At 68.1% G+C, this 15,093-nt stretch carries 11 protein-coding genes; 3 read left to right on the top strand and 8 right to left on the bottom strand.

The genetic code is table 11. The features are described 5' to 3' along the window. Positions 1-592 precede the first annotated feature (592 nt). Positions 593-1,606, top strand: a complete 1,014-nt coding sequence (locus ACX12L_RS07310; RefSeq protein WP_459262009.1) for an integron integrase — start codon at positions 593-595, stop codon at positions 1,604-1,606. A 61-nt stretch (positions 1,607-1,667) separates the two neighbouring features. Here ACX12L_RS07310 and ACX12L_RS07305 read toward each other — a convergent pair whose 3' ends face one another. Then, positions 1,668-3,227 carry a fumarate hydratase gene (locus ACX12L_RS07305; protein WP_459262008.1) on the bottom strand — a complete coding sequence of 520 codons (1,560 nt, stop codon included), beginning with the start codon at positions 3,225-3,227 and terminating at the stop codon, positions 1,668-1,670. Between the two features lie 169 nt (positions 3,228-3,396). Between ACX12L_RS07305 and fumC the strand changes: the two genes are divergently transcribed. Then, a complete protein-coding gene (gene fumC / locus ACX12L_RS07300; protein WP_459262007.1) occupies positions 3,397-4,782 on the top strand; it encodes a class II fumarate hydratase in 1,386 nt (461 codons plus the stop codon). Positions 4,783-4,784: 2 nt separating this feature from the next. Here the strand turns inward: fumC and ACX12L_RS07295 are convergent, their stop codons facing one another. The 4 genes from ACX12L_RS07295 to proV form a co-directional block, all read right to left on the bottom strand. Continuing rightward, positions 4,785-5,567: a Crp/Fnr family transcriptional regulator gene (locus tag ACX12L_RS07295; protein ID WP_459262006.1), complete on the bottom strand. Its 783-nt coding sequence runs from the start codon at positions 5,565-5,567 to the stop codon at positions 4,785-4,787. A gap of 186 nt (positions 5,568-5,753) precedes the next feature. Continuing rightward, positions 5,754-6,764, bottom strand: a complete 1,011-nt coding sequence (gene proX / locus ACX12L_RS07290) for a glycine betaine/L-proline ABC transporter substrate-binding protein ProX (protein WP_459262005.1) — start codon at positions 6,762-6,764, stop codon at positions 5,754-5,756. A gap of 76 nt (positions 6,765-6,840) precedes the next feature. After that, complete coding sequence (proW, locus tag ACX12L_RS07285) at positions 6,841-7,950, bottom strand: glycine betaine/L-proline ABC transporter permease ProW (RefSeq protein ID WP_459262004.1); 1,110 nt, start codon at positions 7,948-7,950, stop codon at positions 6,841-6,843. Continuing rightward, positions 7,947-9,260 (bottom strand): glycine betaine/L-proline ABC transporter ATP-binding protein ProV, encoded by a 1,314-nt coding sequence (gene proV / locus ACX12L_RS07280; RefSeq protein WP_459262003.1) that lies wholly within the window; start codon positions 9,258-9,260, stop codon positions 7,947-7,949. Before proV ends, proW begins: the two co-directional genes overlap by 4 nt. A gap of 656 nt (positions 9,261-9,916) precedes the next feature. Here proV and acs point away from each other — a divergent pair. After that, the gene (gene acs, locus ACX12L_RS07275) at positions 9,917-11,914 is read left to right on the top strand and encodes an acetate--CoA ligase (protein ID WP_459262002.1); all 1,998 of its coding nucleotides are present in this window, start codon (positions 9,917-9,919) and stop codon (positions 11,912-11,914) included. Positions 11,915-12,028: 114 nt separating this feature from the next. Here the strand turns inward: acs and ACX12L_RS07270 are convergent, their stop codons facing one another. Genes ACX12L_RS07270 through ACX12L_RS07260 form a run of 3 tightly spaced genes read right to left on the bottom strand, consistent with a single transcriptional unit; the run spans position 12,029 to position 15,087 of the window. Next, the gene (locus ACX12L_RS07270; protein ID WP_459262001.1) at positions 12,029-13,075 is read right to left on the bottom strand and encodes a VWA domain-containing protein; all 1,047 of its coding nucleotides are present in this window, start codon (positions 13,073-13,075) and stop codon (positions 12,029-12,031) included. Positions 13,076-13,085: 10 nt separating this feature from the next. Continuing rightward, complete coding sequence (locus ACX12L_RS07265; RefSeq protein WP_459262000.1) at positions 13,086-14,063, bottom strand: DUF58 domain-containing protein; 978 nt, start codon at positions 14,061-14,063, stop codon at positions 13,086-13,088. After that, positions 14,056-15,087, bottom strand: a complete 1,032-nt coding sequence (locus ACX12L_RS07260; protein ID WP_459261999.1) for an AAA family ATPase — start codon at positions 15,085-15,087, stop codon at positions 14,056-14,058. The genes ACX12L_RS07265 and ACX12L_RS07260 overlap by 8 nt, the downstream gene beginning before the upstream one ends. Positions 15,088-15,093 lie beyond the last annotated feature (6 nt).

Here is a 15,093-nt window from a genome sequence, read left to right as displayed (position 1 = left end):
CAAGCGTTATGAATCAGCAATAGGGAGCTGATGGCCATCCGGGTGAAAGCCGGTCCGCTGCAATGGTGGGCTAACGCCGGATTTCAGCGGCTGCCGAAGGCAGTCCGCTGGAAAGAACTGTTAGCCATCTATTTGATGACCAAGCCATGATGCTTTTCAAGATACCGCAGCATCCTTTCAAGGGCTGTCATTACGTCGAGTTGGTTTGCACCAAATGCGTAATATCCACTACGGAGCGCCTCGTCAGAGACGTCATCTGGCACACTGTGATCTCGAATTTTCTGCTTTTCCTGGTTACTCAGTCGAACCATGAGTGGGTAACGAAAAGCGCGACCATCGGCTTCTCGGATACCGCCTGGTCCATAGTTCTGAATACTTGCGTTGTAGCACTCATTGCCCAGAATGCTTTCCAATTGAATAAGCACATTCCTACGTGCCTTTGATAGTTTATTAACCACACTATCTCCTTTGGCTAACTAGAATTAGACGACGTCGAGATGGTTCGGAGTCGTCGTATAAGACGAGTGCATGCTACACGAGGTACAGGAAAGTACCAAGATGTATCCATTTAGGCAAACCTAAAATTTTGCGGATGGACAACGTATTCAGCGCTCCCGCCGATACGCAGCACCAGCCCAAGCTGCTGGAGCGCCTGCGCATCCATCTGCGCACGCGGCACTACAGCATTCGCACCGAGCAGGCTTACGTGGATTGGGCTCGGCGCTTCATTCTGTTTCACGGCAAGCGGCATCCGCAGGATATGGGCGCGGCGGAGGTGGAGGCGTTCTTGAGCCATTTGGCTGTGGACAGGCAGGTGTCGGCCTCCACGCAGAACCAGGCGAAGGCGGCGATTCTGTATTTGTACAAGCAGGTGCTGGGTATGGAGTTGCCTTGGCTCGATGAGGTGGTGCAGGCCAGGCGGCCCCGCCGCCTGCCGGTGGTGCTGACGCCGACCGAGGTTCGTGATGTGCTGATGCATACGAATGGCGTGGCGGGGCTGATTGCGCAATTGCTCTATGGCACAGGCATGCGGCTGATGGAGGCGTTGCGGTTGCGGGTGAAGGATGTGGAGTTTGCGCGGCGTGAGATCGTCGTGCGCGAGGGCAAGGGCAACAAGGACCGGGTGACGGTACTGCCGGAGAACCTGACAGCGCCTTTGCGGGCGCAGCTGGAGCGGGCGCGGGTGCTGCACGAAAGGGACTTGGCCGCAGGCCTGGGGCGGGTGTATCTGCCGCATGCGCTGGCGGTGAAGTACCCCGACGCGGACAGGAGCTGGGCGTGGCAGTGGGTTTTTCCGTCGCCGGTGCGCTCCATCGACCCGCGCCCGGATGCGCGCACCGGCTTGCAGGCGGAGCGGCGTCACCATGTGTACCCGGAGTCGGTGCAGCGTGCGGTGCGCGAGGCGGCCCGGCTGGCGCGGATCGATAAGCCCGTCAGCCCGCATGTGTTGCGCCATTCGTTTGCCACGCATTTGCTGCAATCGGGCTACGACATTCGCACGGTGCAGGAACTGCTGGGGCACGCGGACGTGAGCACGACGATGATTTATACGCACGTGCTCAACAAAGGCGGGCGGGGCATCTTGAGCCCGCTGGATGCGTTGTGACGCCCTGAAAAAGAAAACCGCCCGAAGGCGGTTGTCTGGATGGCGGGGGAAGGCCGCAGGCTTACACCGCCGCCACCTCGATGCCCTTGAATTCCCCCGTGGCGATGCGCTTCTGCCACTCTGCCGGGCCGGTGATGTGGGCGCTGGTGCCGCCCGCATCGACGGCCACGGTGACGGGCATGTCCACCACGTCGAATTCGTAGATGGCTTCCATGCCCAGGTCCTCGAAGCCCACCACCTTGGCGGCCTTGATGGCCTTGCTGACCAGGTAGGCGGCGCCGCCCACGGCCATCAGGTAGGCGCTCTTGTGGCGCTTGATGCTCTCGATGGCGACGGGGCCGCGCTCGGCCTTGCCGATCATGGCGATGAGGCCGGTCTGCTCCAGCATCATGTCGGTGAACTTGTCCATGCGCGTGGCGGTGGTGGGGCCGGCGGGGCCCACGGCCTCGTCCTTCACCGGGTCCACCGGGCCCACGTAGTAGATGACGCGGTTGGTGAAGTCCACGGGCAGCTGCTCGCCCTTGGCCAGCATGTCCTGGATGCGCTTGTGCGCGGCGTCGCGGCCGGTGAGCATCTTGCCGTTCAGCAGCAGGGTGTCGCCGGGCTTCCAGCTCGCCACTTCTTCTTTGGTGAGGGTGTTCAGGTCGACGCGCTTGGACTTGTTGTAGTCGGGCTCCCAGTCGATCTTGGGCCACAGGTCCAGGCTGGGCGCCTCCAGGTACACGGGGCCGCTGCCGTCCATGACGAAGTGGGCGTGGCGCGTGGCAGCGCAGTTGGGGATCATGGCCACGGGCTTGCTGGCGGCGTGCGTGGGGTACATCTTGATCTTGATGTCGAGCACGGTGGACAGGCCGCCCAGGCCCTGCGCGCCAATGCCCAGGGCGTTGACCTTCTCGTACAGTTCCAGGCGCAGTTCCTCGACCTGGGTGAGCTTCTCGCCCTTGGCGGCCTTGGCCTGCAGTTCGTACATGTCCAGGTCTTCCATCAGGCTTTCCTTGGCCAGCAGCACGGCCTTTTCCGCCGTGCCGCCGATGCCGATGCCCAGCATGCCCGGCGGGCACCAGCCGGCGCCCATGGTGGGCACGGTCTTCAGCACCCAGTCCACCAGGCTGTCGCTGGGGTTCATCATGATCATCTTGGACTTGTTCTCGCTGCCGCCGCCCTTGGCGGCCACGGTCACGTCGAGCTTGTCGCCGGGCACGATCTGCACGTTGATGACGGCGGGCGTGTTGTCCCTGGTGTTCTTGCGCGCGAAGTGCGGGTCGGCGACGACCGAGGCGCGCAGCGTGTTGTCAGGGTGGTTGTAGCCGCGGCGCACGCCTTCGTTGACGGCGTCCTCCAGGCCCTGGTCGGCGGCGAAGCCCTCGAAGCGCACGTCCATGCCCAGCTTCAGGAACACGTTGACGATGCCCGTGTCCTGGCAGATCGGGCGGTGGCCCGTGGCGCTCATCTTGCTGTTGGTGAGGATCTGCGCCATCGCGTCCTTGGCGGCGGGGCTCTGCTCGCGCTCGTAGGCGCGGGCCAGGTGGGCGATGTAGTCGGCGGGGTGGTAGTAGGAGATGTACTGCAGCGCTGCAGCGACGGACTCCACGAGATCGTCGTACCGGATGGTGGTGGTCATGGTGGGGTGTGTTGTAGTAAGAAAGCGAACCCCGGGATTATCGCCGCCCGCCTTGCGCGAGGCTGAAGCCCGGCGGTGCTTGCCGCCCCGTCGATGAGAATGGTTTTCATCTGTCGGTATGCTTGCCGGCTGCCCGCATTCCTCCACTCCTTTTCCTTGTTGCACCACCATGACCACACGCATCGAACGCGACACTTTCGGCCCCATCGAAGTCCCCGCCGGCAGGCTGTGGGGCGCGCAAACGCAGCGCTCGCTGCAGAACTTCGACATCTCCGGCGAGCGCCAGCCGCGCGAGATCATCAAGGCGCTGGCGCAGGTCAAGCGCGCATCGGCCACCGTCAACCACGCGCTGGGCCTGCTGGACGCGAAGAAGAAGGACGCCATCGTCGCCGCCGCGCAGGAAGTCATCGACGGCAAGCACCCCGACGAATTCCCCCTCGTGGTCTGGCAGACCGGCTCGGGCACGCAGACCAACATGAACCTCAACGAAGTCATCGCCAACCGCGCCAGCGAACTGCTGGGCGGCGAGCGCGGCGAGGCCCGCCTGGTGCACCCCAACGACGACGTGAACAAGAGCCAGTCGTCCAACGACGTGTTCCCCACCGCCTCGCACGTCGCGGCCGTGGATGCGCTCACGAACAAGCTGCTGCCCGCCATCGAAGTGCTGAAGAAGACCCTGGCGCAGAAGGCGAAGGACTTCGACGGCATCGTCAAGATCGGCCGCACCCACCTGCAGGACGCCACGCCGCTCACGCTGGGCCAGGAAATCTCGGGCTGGGTCGCCCAGCTGGAGCACGGCGCCCGCCACGTGAAGGACGCGCTGCCGCACCTGTACGAACTGGCGCTGGGCGGTACCGCCGTGGGCACGGGCCTGAACGCGCCCAAGGGCTACGCCGAGGGCGTGGCCCAGGAGCTGGCCGCCATCACCGGCCTGCCCTTCGTCACCTCGCCCAACAAGTTCGAATCGCTCGCCTCGCAGGACGCGCTGGTGCACGCCCACGGCGCGCTCAAGACCCTGGCGGCCAGCATGAACAAGATCGCCAACGACGTGCGCTGGCTCGCCAGCGGGCCGCGCAGCGGCATCGGCGAGATCACCATCCCCGAGAACGAGCCCGGCTCATCCATCATGCCCGGCAAGGTCAACCCCACGCAGAGCGAAGCCGTCACCATGCTGGCCGCGCAGGTCATGGGCAACGACGTGGCCATCAACATCGGCGGCATGTCGGGCAACTTCGAGCTCAACGTGTTCCGTCCCCTGGTGGCGCACAACTTTTTGCAGAGCGTGCGCCTGCTGGCCGACGGCATCGCGAGCTTCAACAACAACTGCGCCGTGGGGCTGGAGCCCAACCGCGAGCGCATCGACCACCTGGTCCAGCAGTCGCTGATGCTGGTGACGGCGCTCAACCCGCACATCGGCTACGACAAGGCGGCCTACATCGCCAAGAAGGGCCACAAGGAAGGCACCAGCCTGCGCGAGGCGGCCATCGCCTCGGGCCATGTCACGGCCGAGCAGTTCGACCAGTGGGTGGTGCCCGGGAACATGGTCGGGCGCTGAAATCAGGCGCCGGGCTTGCCGTCGTCGCCGTCGGCCGTCTGGGCCACCAGCGCCTGCAGGCCCTGCACGTCGTGCAGCTCTATGCCGCGCGGGCGCACGCTGATCAGGCCCTGGCGTTCCAGCCATTTGAGCTCGACGTTCACGCGCTGGCGCGAACCGCCGAGCAGGCCGGCCAGTTCGTCCTGCGCCAGCGACAGGCCAATGGGGCGGGTTTCGCCCGGCGCCACGTGGTGCGGCCCGAAGCGTTCCTGCAGGTGCAGCAGCTGCTTGGTCAGGCGCGCGCGCAGCGGCATGGTGGCCACGTCCTCCATCATCAGGTACAGCGAGCGCATGCTGTGCGCCTGCAGGGTGAGCAGGGCCTGGCCGAACGAGGGGTGCTGCTGCAGCAGCGTGCGCAGGGCGGGCTCGGGCACGCTCAGCAGCGTGGTGCTGCCGTGGGCGTGCGCATCGAAGGTGCAGGGGCGGCCGTAGAGCACCTCCGCCTCGCCCACCCAGATCCCGGGCTCCACGTAGGCCAGGGTGACCCGCCGGCCCGCGGTCGTGGTGCGGCGAAAGCGCAGCGCGCCGCTGGCGCAGGCGAACCAGTTGCGTATGGGGTGGCCCTGTTTCACGATCATGTCGCCATGCGCGTGGCGCGTGACGTGGCCCAGGCGGAAGATGTCATGGCGCAGCGACGGGGGGAGCGACGCGAACCAGGGGCTGTGGTCGATCGCCTCGCGCTCCTGTGCGCTCAGCAGGGGGCGCTGCAGGGGTGGGTCGGCACTGGGGCGCGGGGATGCATGCATGGGCTTGGCAGGACGGGGACGCTGCGGACAGGCCCATTCTAGAGCCGCATGCCTGGTGCGCAAAAGCGATATTCATAGTATCCACAGCCCGCTGCGCCGACATTGTCAACTATTGTATTTATAGCTTCCCGCGCTTGCCGGTAGGGCGCTGCAGCCATATTTTGCATGCTGCCGCGTTGGCCCGGATCAGCGCGCGGCGGCCAGGGCCTGCTCGATCCAGCCGTCAAAGGTCTTGCGGTGCGCGGCGATCCAGCCGTTCACATGGCGCTCGATGTCGGCGTTCTTGTTCTGGCCCTGGCTCATCAGGTGGTTCTGGGCGTTGATGTCGGCCACGGGCAACTGCATCACCTCGAACAGCCTGGCGGCGGCGGGGTTCTTCCCGGCCCAGGCCTTGTTGGCCACGATCTGCTGGTTGTTCGCCACGAAGCCGTAGTTCTTGCCATTGGGCAGCCGGGTGTCCAGGCCTTTCTGCTCGCCGGGCAGCGAGGAGAACGGCACCTCCAGCCAGACCACGTCCTTGCCCGGCTTCAGGTCGTTGCTGACCCAGTAGGGCGTCCAGGTGTAGTAGAAGACCGGCTTGCCCGCGCGGTAGCGGGCGATGGTGTCGGCGATCAGCGCCGAGTACGAGCCCTGGTTGTGCGTGACGGTGCCGCGCAGCTGGTAGGCGTCCAGCTGGTGCTCGATGACCGCCTCGCAGCCCCAGCCGGGGTTGCAGCCGGTCAGGTCGGCCTTGCCGTCGCCGTTGCTGTCGAACAGCGCCGCGATCTTGGGGTCCTTGAACTGCGCGATGTTGGTGATCTTGTACTGGTCGGCAGTCTTCTTGTCGATCAGGTAGCCCTGGGCGGCGTTGGCCGAGAAGATGCCCTTGCGGTAGAGCTTGGCGTCGCCGCCGGCGTTCTTGTAGTAGTCGGCGTGCAGCGGGTTCCAGTGGTCGGCCAGGAAGGTGGCGTCGCCGTTGGCGATGGCGATGTGGGCCGTGGGGTACTCCACCTCCTTGATGGGCTGCACCTCGTAGCCGAGCTTCTGCAGGGCCTTCATGACCAGCAGGGTCTGGAAGGTCTCCTCGGCGATCGAGCTCTTGAGCGGCTGCACCGTGATGCCCTTGCCGGGCAGGTCGGCGGCCTGGGCGGTCAGGCCCAGCAGGGCCAGGCCGGTGGCGGCCAGCAGCGGGCGCAGGGTCTTGCATGCGAATGTCATGGCGAGGTCTCCGTGGTAAGAAAATTGGTCGAATCGGCCGCTAAGCCTTGTGTGAAAAGCGCCAGCAGCTATGGTTTCAGGATTTCTGGCGCAGCCTGCCGAACAGCAGGCCCAGCGGGCCGGTGTGCCACCAGCGCTGGCCGCCGCGGCGCGGCGCGCCCATGGCCTGGGTGATGCGGTCGAGCACGACGGCCAGCAGCACGATGCCCAGGCCGCCGATGCTGGCCAGGCCCATGTCCAGCCGGCCTATGCCGCGCAGCACCATCTGGCCCAGGCCGCCCACGGCGATCATCGAGGCGATGACCACCATCGACAGGCTCAGCATCAGCGCCTGGTTGATGCCGGCCATGATCGAGGGCAGGGCCAGCGGCAGCTGCACCTTCCACAAGAGCTGCCAGGGCGAGGCGCCGTAGGCGCGGCTGGCCTCGACCAAGTCCGGGCGCACCTGGCGCAGCCCCAGGTTCGTGAGGCGCACCAGGGGCGGCAGCGCGAACACGATGGTCACGATGACGCCGGGCACGTTGCCGATGCCGAACAGCATCACCACCGGCACCAGGTAGACGAAGGCCGGCGTGGTCTGCATCGCGTCCAGCAGCGGCCGCATGAAGCGCTGGGCGCGGTCGCTGGCGGCCAGAACGATGCCCAGGGGCAGGCCGAGCACCACGCAGAACAGCAGCGAGGTGAGCACCAGCGCCAGCGTGACCATGGCGTCGGGCCAGATGCCCAGCAGCACCACGATGCCCAGCGACACGGCCGTGGCCAGCGCCAGCATGCGCCCGGCGAACTGCCAGGCCAGCAGGGAGACGAGCAGCAGCATCGCCGGCCAGGGCAGGGCCAGCAGGGCGTCGGTGACGCCGCCGAGCGTCGCGTCGATGGGTGCGCGCACGGTCTGGAAGAAGGGGCGGAAGTTCTCCACCGCCCAGTGCAGGCCGTCGTTGATCCAGCCCTGCACGGGCAGGCCGTCGGTGCTGACCTGGTGCCACAGGGCCTGCAGGCCGCCCGCATCGGCGTCGGCGGGCGCGGGGCCGGCCGGCGGGCTGGACAGCCAGTCGGGGGCGGTCTGCGCCGGGCCGGCATTGCCCGCGCCCCAGGGGTCGGCGCTGTCCGTGGCGGGGCCGTCCGCGGTGGAGCTGGCGGCGGCCCAGGGGTTGTCCAGATCGGCGGGCGTGTCGTTGTTCTCGTTCATGCGGTGGCATCTCCTTCAATTCGGGCGGCGGGGGCCGCAGGGGCGGCGTCGCCGTGGGGGAACTGGCGGTCGAGCTGGACGGGGGGGAGCTCGGCCTGCGGCGGCGGCACGGGCGGCGTGTCGCGGTCCAGGAAGCGCATCAGCGTCGTGCGGCTGACCACGCCCAGGAAGCGCCCGTCGCCATCCACCACGGGAAGCGGGCAGGGGGCGCTGGCCATGGGGCCGAAGAGTTCGGCCACCGGCGTGTCCGCGGCCAGCGTGGGCGCGTCGTCCAGGAAGGCGTGCTGCAGCCCCAGCGGGCCATGGTGGCCGTGCAGGGCGCTGCGCAGCGACTGCGAGGACACCACGCCCAGGAACCGCTTGCGGCTGGAGAGCACGTAGGCGTACTCGTGGTCCGAATCCTCCAGCAGGCGCAGCGCGGCGCGGCTGCCCCGGTCGCTGCGCTCGGACACCATGGTGAAGGCCTGGCGCGCGATGTCCCGCGCCTTGAAGACGGCGGCCGCGTCCACGCCGCGCACGAAGTCGCGCACGTAGTCGTTGGCCGGCTCGCGCAGGATCTCGTCGGGCGTGCCCACCTGCACCACGTGGCCGTCCTTCATGATGGCGATGCGGTCGCCGATGCGCATGGCCTCGTCCAGGTCGTGCGAGATGAAGACGATGGTGCGCCGCTTGACCTGCTGCAGGCGCAGCAGCTCGGACTGCATCTCGGTGCGGATGATGGGGTCCAGCGCCGAGAAGGCCTCGTCCATGAGCAGGATGGACGGGTCGGCCGCCAGCGCGCGCGCCAGGCCCACGCGCTGCTGCATGCCGCCCGAGAGCTCGTCGGGGTAGCTGGCGCCCCAGCCGGCCAGGCCGACCTGCTCCAGCGCCTCCCGGGCCGCCTGCTGGCGCCCGGCCTTGTCCATGCCCGCCAGCTCCAGGCCGAAGGCCGTGTTGTCCAGCACGGTCATGTGGGGCATGAGGGCGAACGACTGGAACACCATGGAGATGTCCTTGCGGCGCAGGGCGCGCAGCTGGCGCTGGCTCAGGCCGCCGATGTCCTGGCCATCGACCAGGATGCGGCCGCTGGTGGGCGCTATCAGGCGGTTGAGCATGCGCACCAGCGTGGACTTGCCCGAGCCCGACAGGCCCATGACGACGAAGACCTCGCCGGCCTCGATGGTGAAGCTGGCGTCGAACACGCCGATCGAGTGGCCCGTGCGCTCCAGGATCTCCTGCTTGCCCAGGCCCTGCTGCACCAGGCGCAGCGCCTCCTGCGGCGCGTCGCCGAAGACCTTGAACACATGGTCGATGATGATTTGCTTGGCCACTGCGGGGTCCTTCCTCGGTCGGAACGGGTTGAACTCGCCCCGGCCGCGCCAACGGCGGCAGGGGCACGAAGGCCGAAGCACTGCGCAATACACGCGACCCCGATGCGGCGGCCCCGCCGGGGGGCGCCCGTCCGCAATGGACATGCGCGGTCGGCAGGACCGGAAGGAGGGCGGACACGGAAAGTGACCAGATCGGCCCGAATGGCACGCGTGGAAAGGAGTGCGCAAGGGCCTGGGTGCGCGGCGCAAGAGGTCTGGTGGAGGACTTGCGCACTCGCGTGGGTGCCATGGCGCCGTGCGGCGCTGGGACACCCAGGGCATCAGGGCCGAAAGCCTCGGCCGTTGCGCCGGCGGCCGCCACCATGGGGCGGCCTTGCGGCGCTGCGATTCACCCGGCGGCAGAACATACCGGAAAGGGGTGAATTACCTGCATAGCAGGTTACAAACATGAATTTATTGTATTTATTGATTGTTTTTAAGTCAAAAGAAAGGTTTTCTGCAATGTGCTATTCACGCGATATGCGCGTGCGCGGGGTGCTGCCGGCGCAGGGAGCCGCGTGGCGGGCGTAAGCTGTGCGCCACGTCAGTGGCTTGTAAGTAGCAGCACCGAAAGTACCGCCCGTTTATCCGTTCCAGCGTAGTAAGGAGACAAATCCATGAGTGCTTCCCCGTCCGCGATCGAGTCCGTCCTGATCGAAAACCGTGTGTTTCCCCCGCCCGAGGGCCTGGTGAAGGCGGCACGCATCTCCGGCATGGCCGGCTACGAGGCGCTGTGCGCCGAGGCCGACAAGGACTTCGAGGGCTTCTGGGCCCGCCTTGCGCGCGAAAACCTGCAGTGGAGCAAGCCCTTCACGAAGACGCTGGACGAGTCCAACGCGCCGTTCTACCAGTGGTTTGCCGACGGCGAGATCAACGCCAGCGCCAACTGCCTGGACCGGCACATGGGCACGCCGGTCGAGAACAAGACCGCCATCATCTTCGAGGCCGACGACGGCGCCGTCACCAAGGTCACCTACAAGGAACTGCTCGCCCGCGTGGCCCAGTTCGCCAATGCGCTCAAGGCGCAGGGCGTGAAGAAGGGCGACCGCGTCCTGATCTACATGCCCATGACCATCGAGGGCGTGGTGGCCATGCAGGCCTGCGCGCGCATCGGCGCCACGCACAGCGTGGTGTTCGGCGGCTTCTCGGCCAAGGCGGTGCAGGAGCGCATCATCGACGCCGGTGCCGTGGCCGTGATCACCGCCAACTACCAGCTACGCGGCGGCAAGGAGCTGCCGCTCAAGGCCATCGTGGACGAGGGCATCGCCATGGGCGGCTGCGAGTCCATCAAGTCGGTGCTGGTCTACGAGCGCACCGCCACCGCCTGGAACCGCGTGGACGGGCGCGACAAGAGCTTCGCCGAGGCCCTCGCGGGCCAGAGCACCGAATGCGCCCCGGTGGCTGTGGAGGCGGAGCACCCGCTGTTCATCCTCTACACCTCGGGCTCCACGGGCAAGCCCAAGGGCGTGCAGCATTCCACGGGCGGCTACCTGCTGTGGGCCAAGCTGACGATGGACTGGACCTTCGACCTGCGCCCCGACGACGTGTTCTGGTGCACGGCCGACATCGGCTGGGTCACGGGCCACACCTACATCGCCTACGGGCCGCTGGCCGCGGGCGGCACCCAGGTGATGTTCGAGGGCATTCCCACCTACCCCAACGCCGGGCGCTTCTGGCAGATGATCGAGCGCCACAAGGTCAGCATCTTCTATACCGCGCCAACGGCCATCCGCTCGCTCATCAAGGCGGCCGATTCCGACGAGAAGGTGCACCCGAAGAACTGGGACCTTTCCAGCCTGAGGATCCTGGGCAGCGTGGGCGAGCCCATCAACCCCGAAGCCTGGATGTGGTACTACAAGAACGTGGGCGGCGAGCGCTGCCCCATCGTGGACACATGGTGGCAGACGGAGAACGGCGGCCACCTGATCACCCCGCTGCCGGGCGCGACGCCCCTGGTGCCGGGCTCGTGCACGCTGCCGCTGCCCGGCATCGCCGCCGCCATCGTCGACGAGACCGGCAGGGACGTGCCCAACGGCTCGGGCGGCATGCTGGTCATCAAGCGCCCCTGGCCTTCGATGATCCGCACCATCTGGAACGACCCCGAGCGCTTCAAGAAGTCGTACTTCCCCGAGGAGATGGGCGGCACGATCTACCTGGCGGGCGACGGCGCCGTGCGCGACGCCAAGACGGCCTACTTCCGCGTCACCGGCCGCATCGACGACGTGCTCAACGTCTCGGGCCACCGCATGGGCACGATGGAGATCGAATCCGCCCTGGTCGCCAAGTCCGACCTGGTGGCCGAGGCCGCCGTGGTGGGCCGCCCCGACGACCTCACGGGCGAGGCCATCTGCGCCTTCGTCGTCCTGAAGCGCTCCCGCCCCACGGGCGAGGAGGCCAAGCAGATCGCCGCCGAGCTGCGCAACTGGGTGGCCAAGGAAATCGGCCCCATCGCCAAGCCCAAGGACATCCGCTTCGGCGACAACCTGCCCAAGACCCGCAGCGGCAAGATCATGCGCCGCCTGCTGCGCAGCCTGGCCAAGGGCGAGGCCATCACCCAGGACACCAGCACGCTGGAGAATCCGGCCATCCTCGATCAACTGGCGCAGAACAACTGATTCCCGGCCGACCCTCGGAAAACCGCCTCGCATGGGGCGGTTTTTTTTAGGCTGGAAAATTCAAAAAGAATAGCTGCAAGCGCTTACCTGTAAAGCGCAAGGGCCCAAAAACACTCATAAAACCCTGCCGAACCACCACACCGACAGCCCCGCCGCCAGCAGCATCAGCGCGGCCCCCGCCAGCGCCAGCAGCGCGGACACCTCGGTCTCCTTCTTCTCCACCGTGAGCCGCGAGCTCAGCGTCTCGTAGACCTTGCGCAGGTCCTGCGCCGTGGCAGCGTGGAAGTATTCGGCGTTGGTGCGCAGGGCCACGGCCTTGAGCGTGTCCTCGTCCAGGCGCACGCGCATGGACCAGCCCTCGAAGCCGATGAGCTCGCCCTGCACCGTGCCCACGCCCACCGTGTACACGCGCACGCCGCGGTCGGCGGCCCATTGCGCGGCCTCCAGCGGGTCCACGCCCGTGGTGCGCTGGCCGTCGGTGAGCATGATGATGGCGGCCGAGCGGTACGAGCCCGGCGCCATGGGCGTGAAGGGCTTCTTCGCGGGGTCGGCGCGGTCCGCTTCGTCGATGGGCCGCACGCGCATGGCCTGGCGCCCGCCCAGGGCGGCGATGTCTATGCCCGCATCGGGGAACAGCGTGGCCAGCGCCATCATGATGCCGTTGCCCGTGGCCGTGCCGCGCTGCAGCTGGAAGCTGTCTATGGCCTTGAGCAGATCCTCGTGGCTCTGCGTGGGCAGCTGCGCCAGCTGGGCGGTGCCGGCGAAGGCCACCACGCCCACGCGCACGTGGCGCGGCAGGTCCTGGATGAAGGCCTTGGCGGCGTTCTGCGCGGCCGTGAGGCGGTCGGGCTGCACGTCGGTGGCGCGCATGCTGCCCGAGACGTCCATGGCCAGGATGATGGTCTGCTGCTGCGATGGCAGCTGGAGCACGGCCAGGGGGCGCGCCGCCGCCACGAGCAGCGCGGCCAGGCCGAGCAGGAACAGCAGGGGCGGCACGTGGCGGCGCCAGCCGTGGCCCGGGCCCAGGGCCTGGCGCACCAGGGCCAGGCCGGGGTAGGGCACGGCCGCCGCCTTGCGCCGGCGCAGCAGCCACAGGTACAGCAGCACGAGCAGGGGCAGGACGAGCAGCAGCCATAGCAGTGTGGGCCAGAGAAACACCATGGTCGGCTCCTTATGTCGCGGCCATCCGCGCCGCCGGGGCCGGGCCGGAGGCGGCCACGCGCGGGCGGTGCCCGCGCAGCTGCATGAAGCGCAGCAGCGCGGCCAGCAGGTCCTCGTCGGTGGACAGCTCCAGCGTGTCCACGCCGGCGCGCGCCAGGCTCGCGCGCAGATCGGCCTCGCGCTGCGCGGCCAGGCGCGCGAAGCGGTGGCGAAAGCCCCGCTCGTGCGTGTCCACCTGCAGCTGCTCGCCGGTTTCGGGGTCGCGCAGCAGCAGCAGGCCCATGTCGGGCAGCGTGAGCTCCAGCGGGTCGAGCAGGCGCACGGCCACCACGTCGTGGCGCTGCGCCAGGCGCGCCAGGGGCTTGTCCCAGCCCGGGGCGCTCAGGAAATCGGACACCACGAATACCGCCGAGCGCCGGCGCAGCAGGCCCTGGGCCCCGCCCAGCAGGCGCTGCAGCTCGGTGATGCCGGGGGCCGGGGCCAGGCCGGAGGGACGCGCGCCGGTCGCCAGCGCATGCAGCAGCTGCAGCACCTGGCGGCGCCCGCCGCGCGCGGGCAGCACCCGGCCCATGGCGGCGCTGCCGTCGTGCAGCACGGCGCCCACGCGGTTGCCGTGGCGCTGGAGCAGGCGCGCGAGCACGCCCACGAAGCCGGCCAACATGTCGCGCTTGGCCTGGCCCGGCGCGCCGAAGTCCACCGACGGGCTCAGGTCGAGCAGGAACCAGGCTGTCATGTCGCGGTCCTCGGTGAACACGCGCACGTGGGGCGTGGCCAGGCGCGCCGTGACGTTCCAGTCGATGTGGCGCACGTCGTCGTGCGGCTGGTATTCGCGCAGGTCGGCCAGGTCGATGCCGCTGCCGCGCAGCAGGGTGCGCGAGGAGCCTTGCAGCAGGCCGTCCAGGCGCCGGATCACCGTCCATTCCAGGCGCTGCAGCAGGCGCTCGGCCGCGGCGGGCGCGGCGGCTGGGGGCCGGGCGGCTTCAGGCACGGCGGGCCTCCGCGCCGGCGGCCTCCTCGGCCGAATGGTGCAGGGGGCGCGCGGGCGCGGGCAGCTGGTTCATGATGCGCTGGATCAGCGCGTCGGCGTCCAGGCCCTCGGCCAGCGCCTCGTAGCTCAGGCTGATGCGGTGGCGCAGCACGTCGTGCGCCAGGTCCAGCAGGTCCTCGGGCAGCGCGTAGCCGCGCCCGCGCAGCATGGCCAGGGCCTGGGCGCCCTCGGCCAGCGCGATGGTGGCGCGCGGGCTGGCGCCGCAGGCGATGTGGCCGGCCAGGTCCTTCAGGCCATGCTGCTGCGGCGCGCGCGTGGCGGCCACCAGGCGCACGGCGTACTGGATGAGCGACGGGTCCACGTACACCTTGCGGCAGTCGGCCTGCAGCCGGGCCAGCTGTCCGGTCGTGGCCACGGCCGCCACCTGCACCGCGGGCGCGAGCGCGCGCTGGGCGATGACGAATTCCTCCTCCTCGCTCGGGTAGCCGATGAGCACCTTCATCATGAAGCGGTCCACCTGGGCCTCGGGCAGCTGGTAGGTGCCCTCGGTCTCTATGGGGTTCTGCGTGGCCATGACCACGAAGGGCTCGGGCACGGGGTGGCTCTGGCCGGCGATGGTGACCTGGCGCTCCTGCATCACCTCCAGCAGCGCGCTTTGCACCTTGGCGGGCGCGCGGTTGATCTCGTCGGCCAGCAGCAGGTGGGTGAACACGGGCCCCAGCGTGGTGCTGAACTCGCCCGTCCGCTGGTTGTACATGCGCGTGCCGACCAAGTCTGCGGGCACCAGGTCGGGCGTGAACTGTATGCGCTTGAACTGCCCCTGTATGCACGCGGCCAGCGTCTTCACGGTGAGCGTCTTGGCCAGGCCCGGCACGCCCTCCACCAGCAGGTGGCCCTGGGCCAGCATGGCCACCATCACGCGCTCCAGGAAGCGGTCCTGGCCGACGACGACGCGCTTGACCTCGTAGAGGATTTGCTCCATCAGCGTGGCGGTGGAGTCCGTGGCGGCGGGGGTGGTCTGCATGGTGGC

It is taken from the genome of Alicycliphilus sp. T452 (assembly GCF_054512775.1).
Note: the sequence above shows the minus strand (reverse complement) of the source record. Positions and strands in the feature narration are given on the sequence as shown.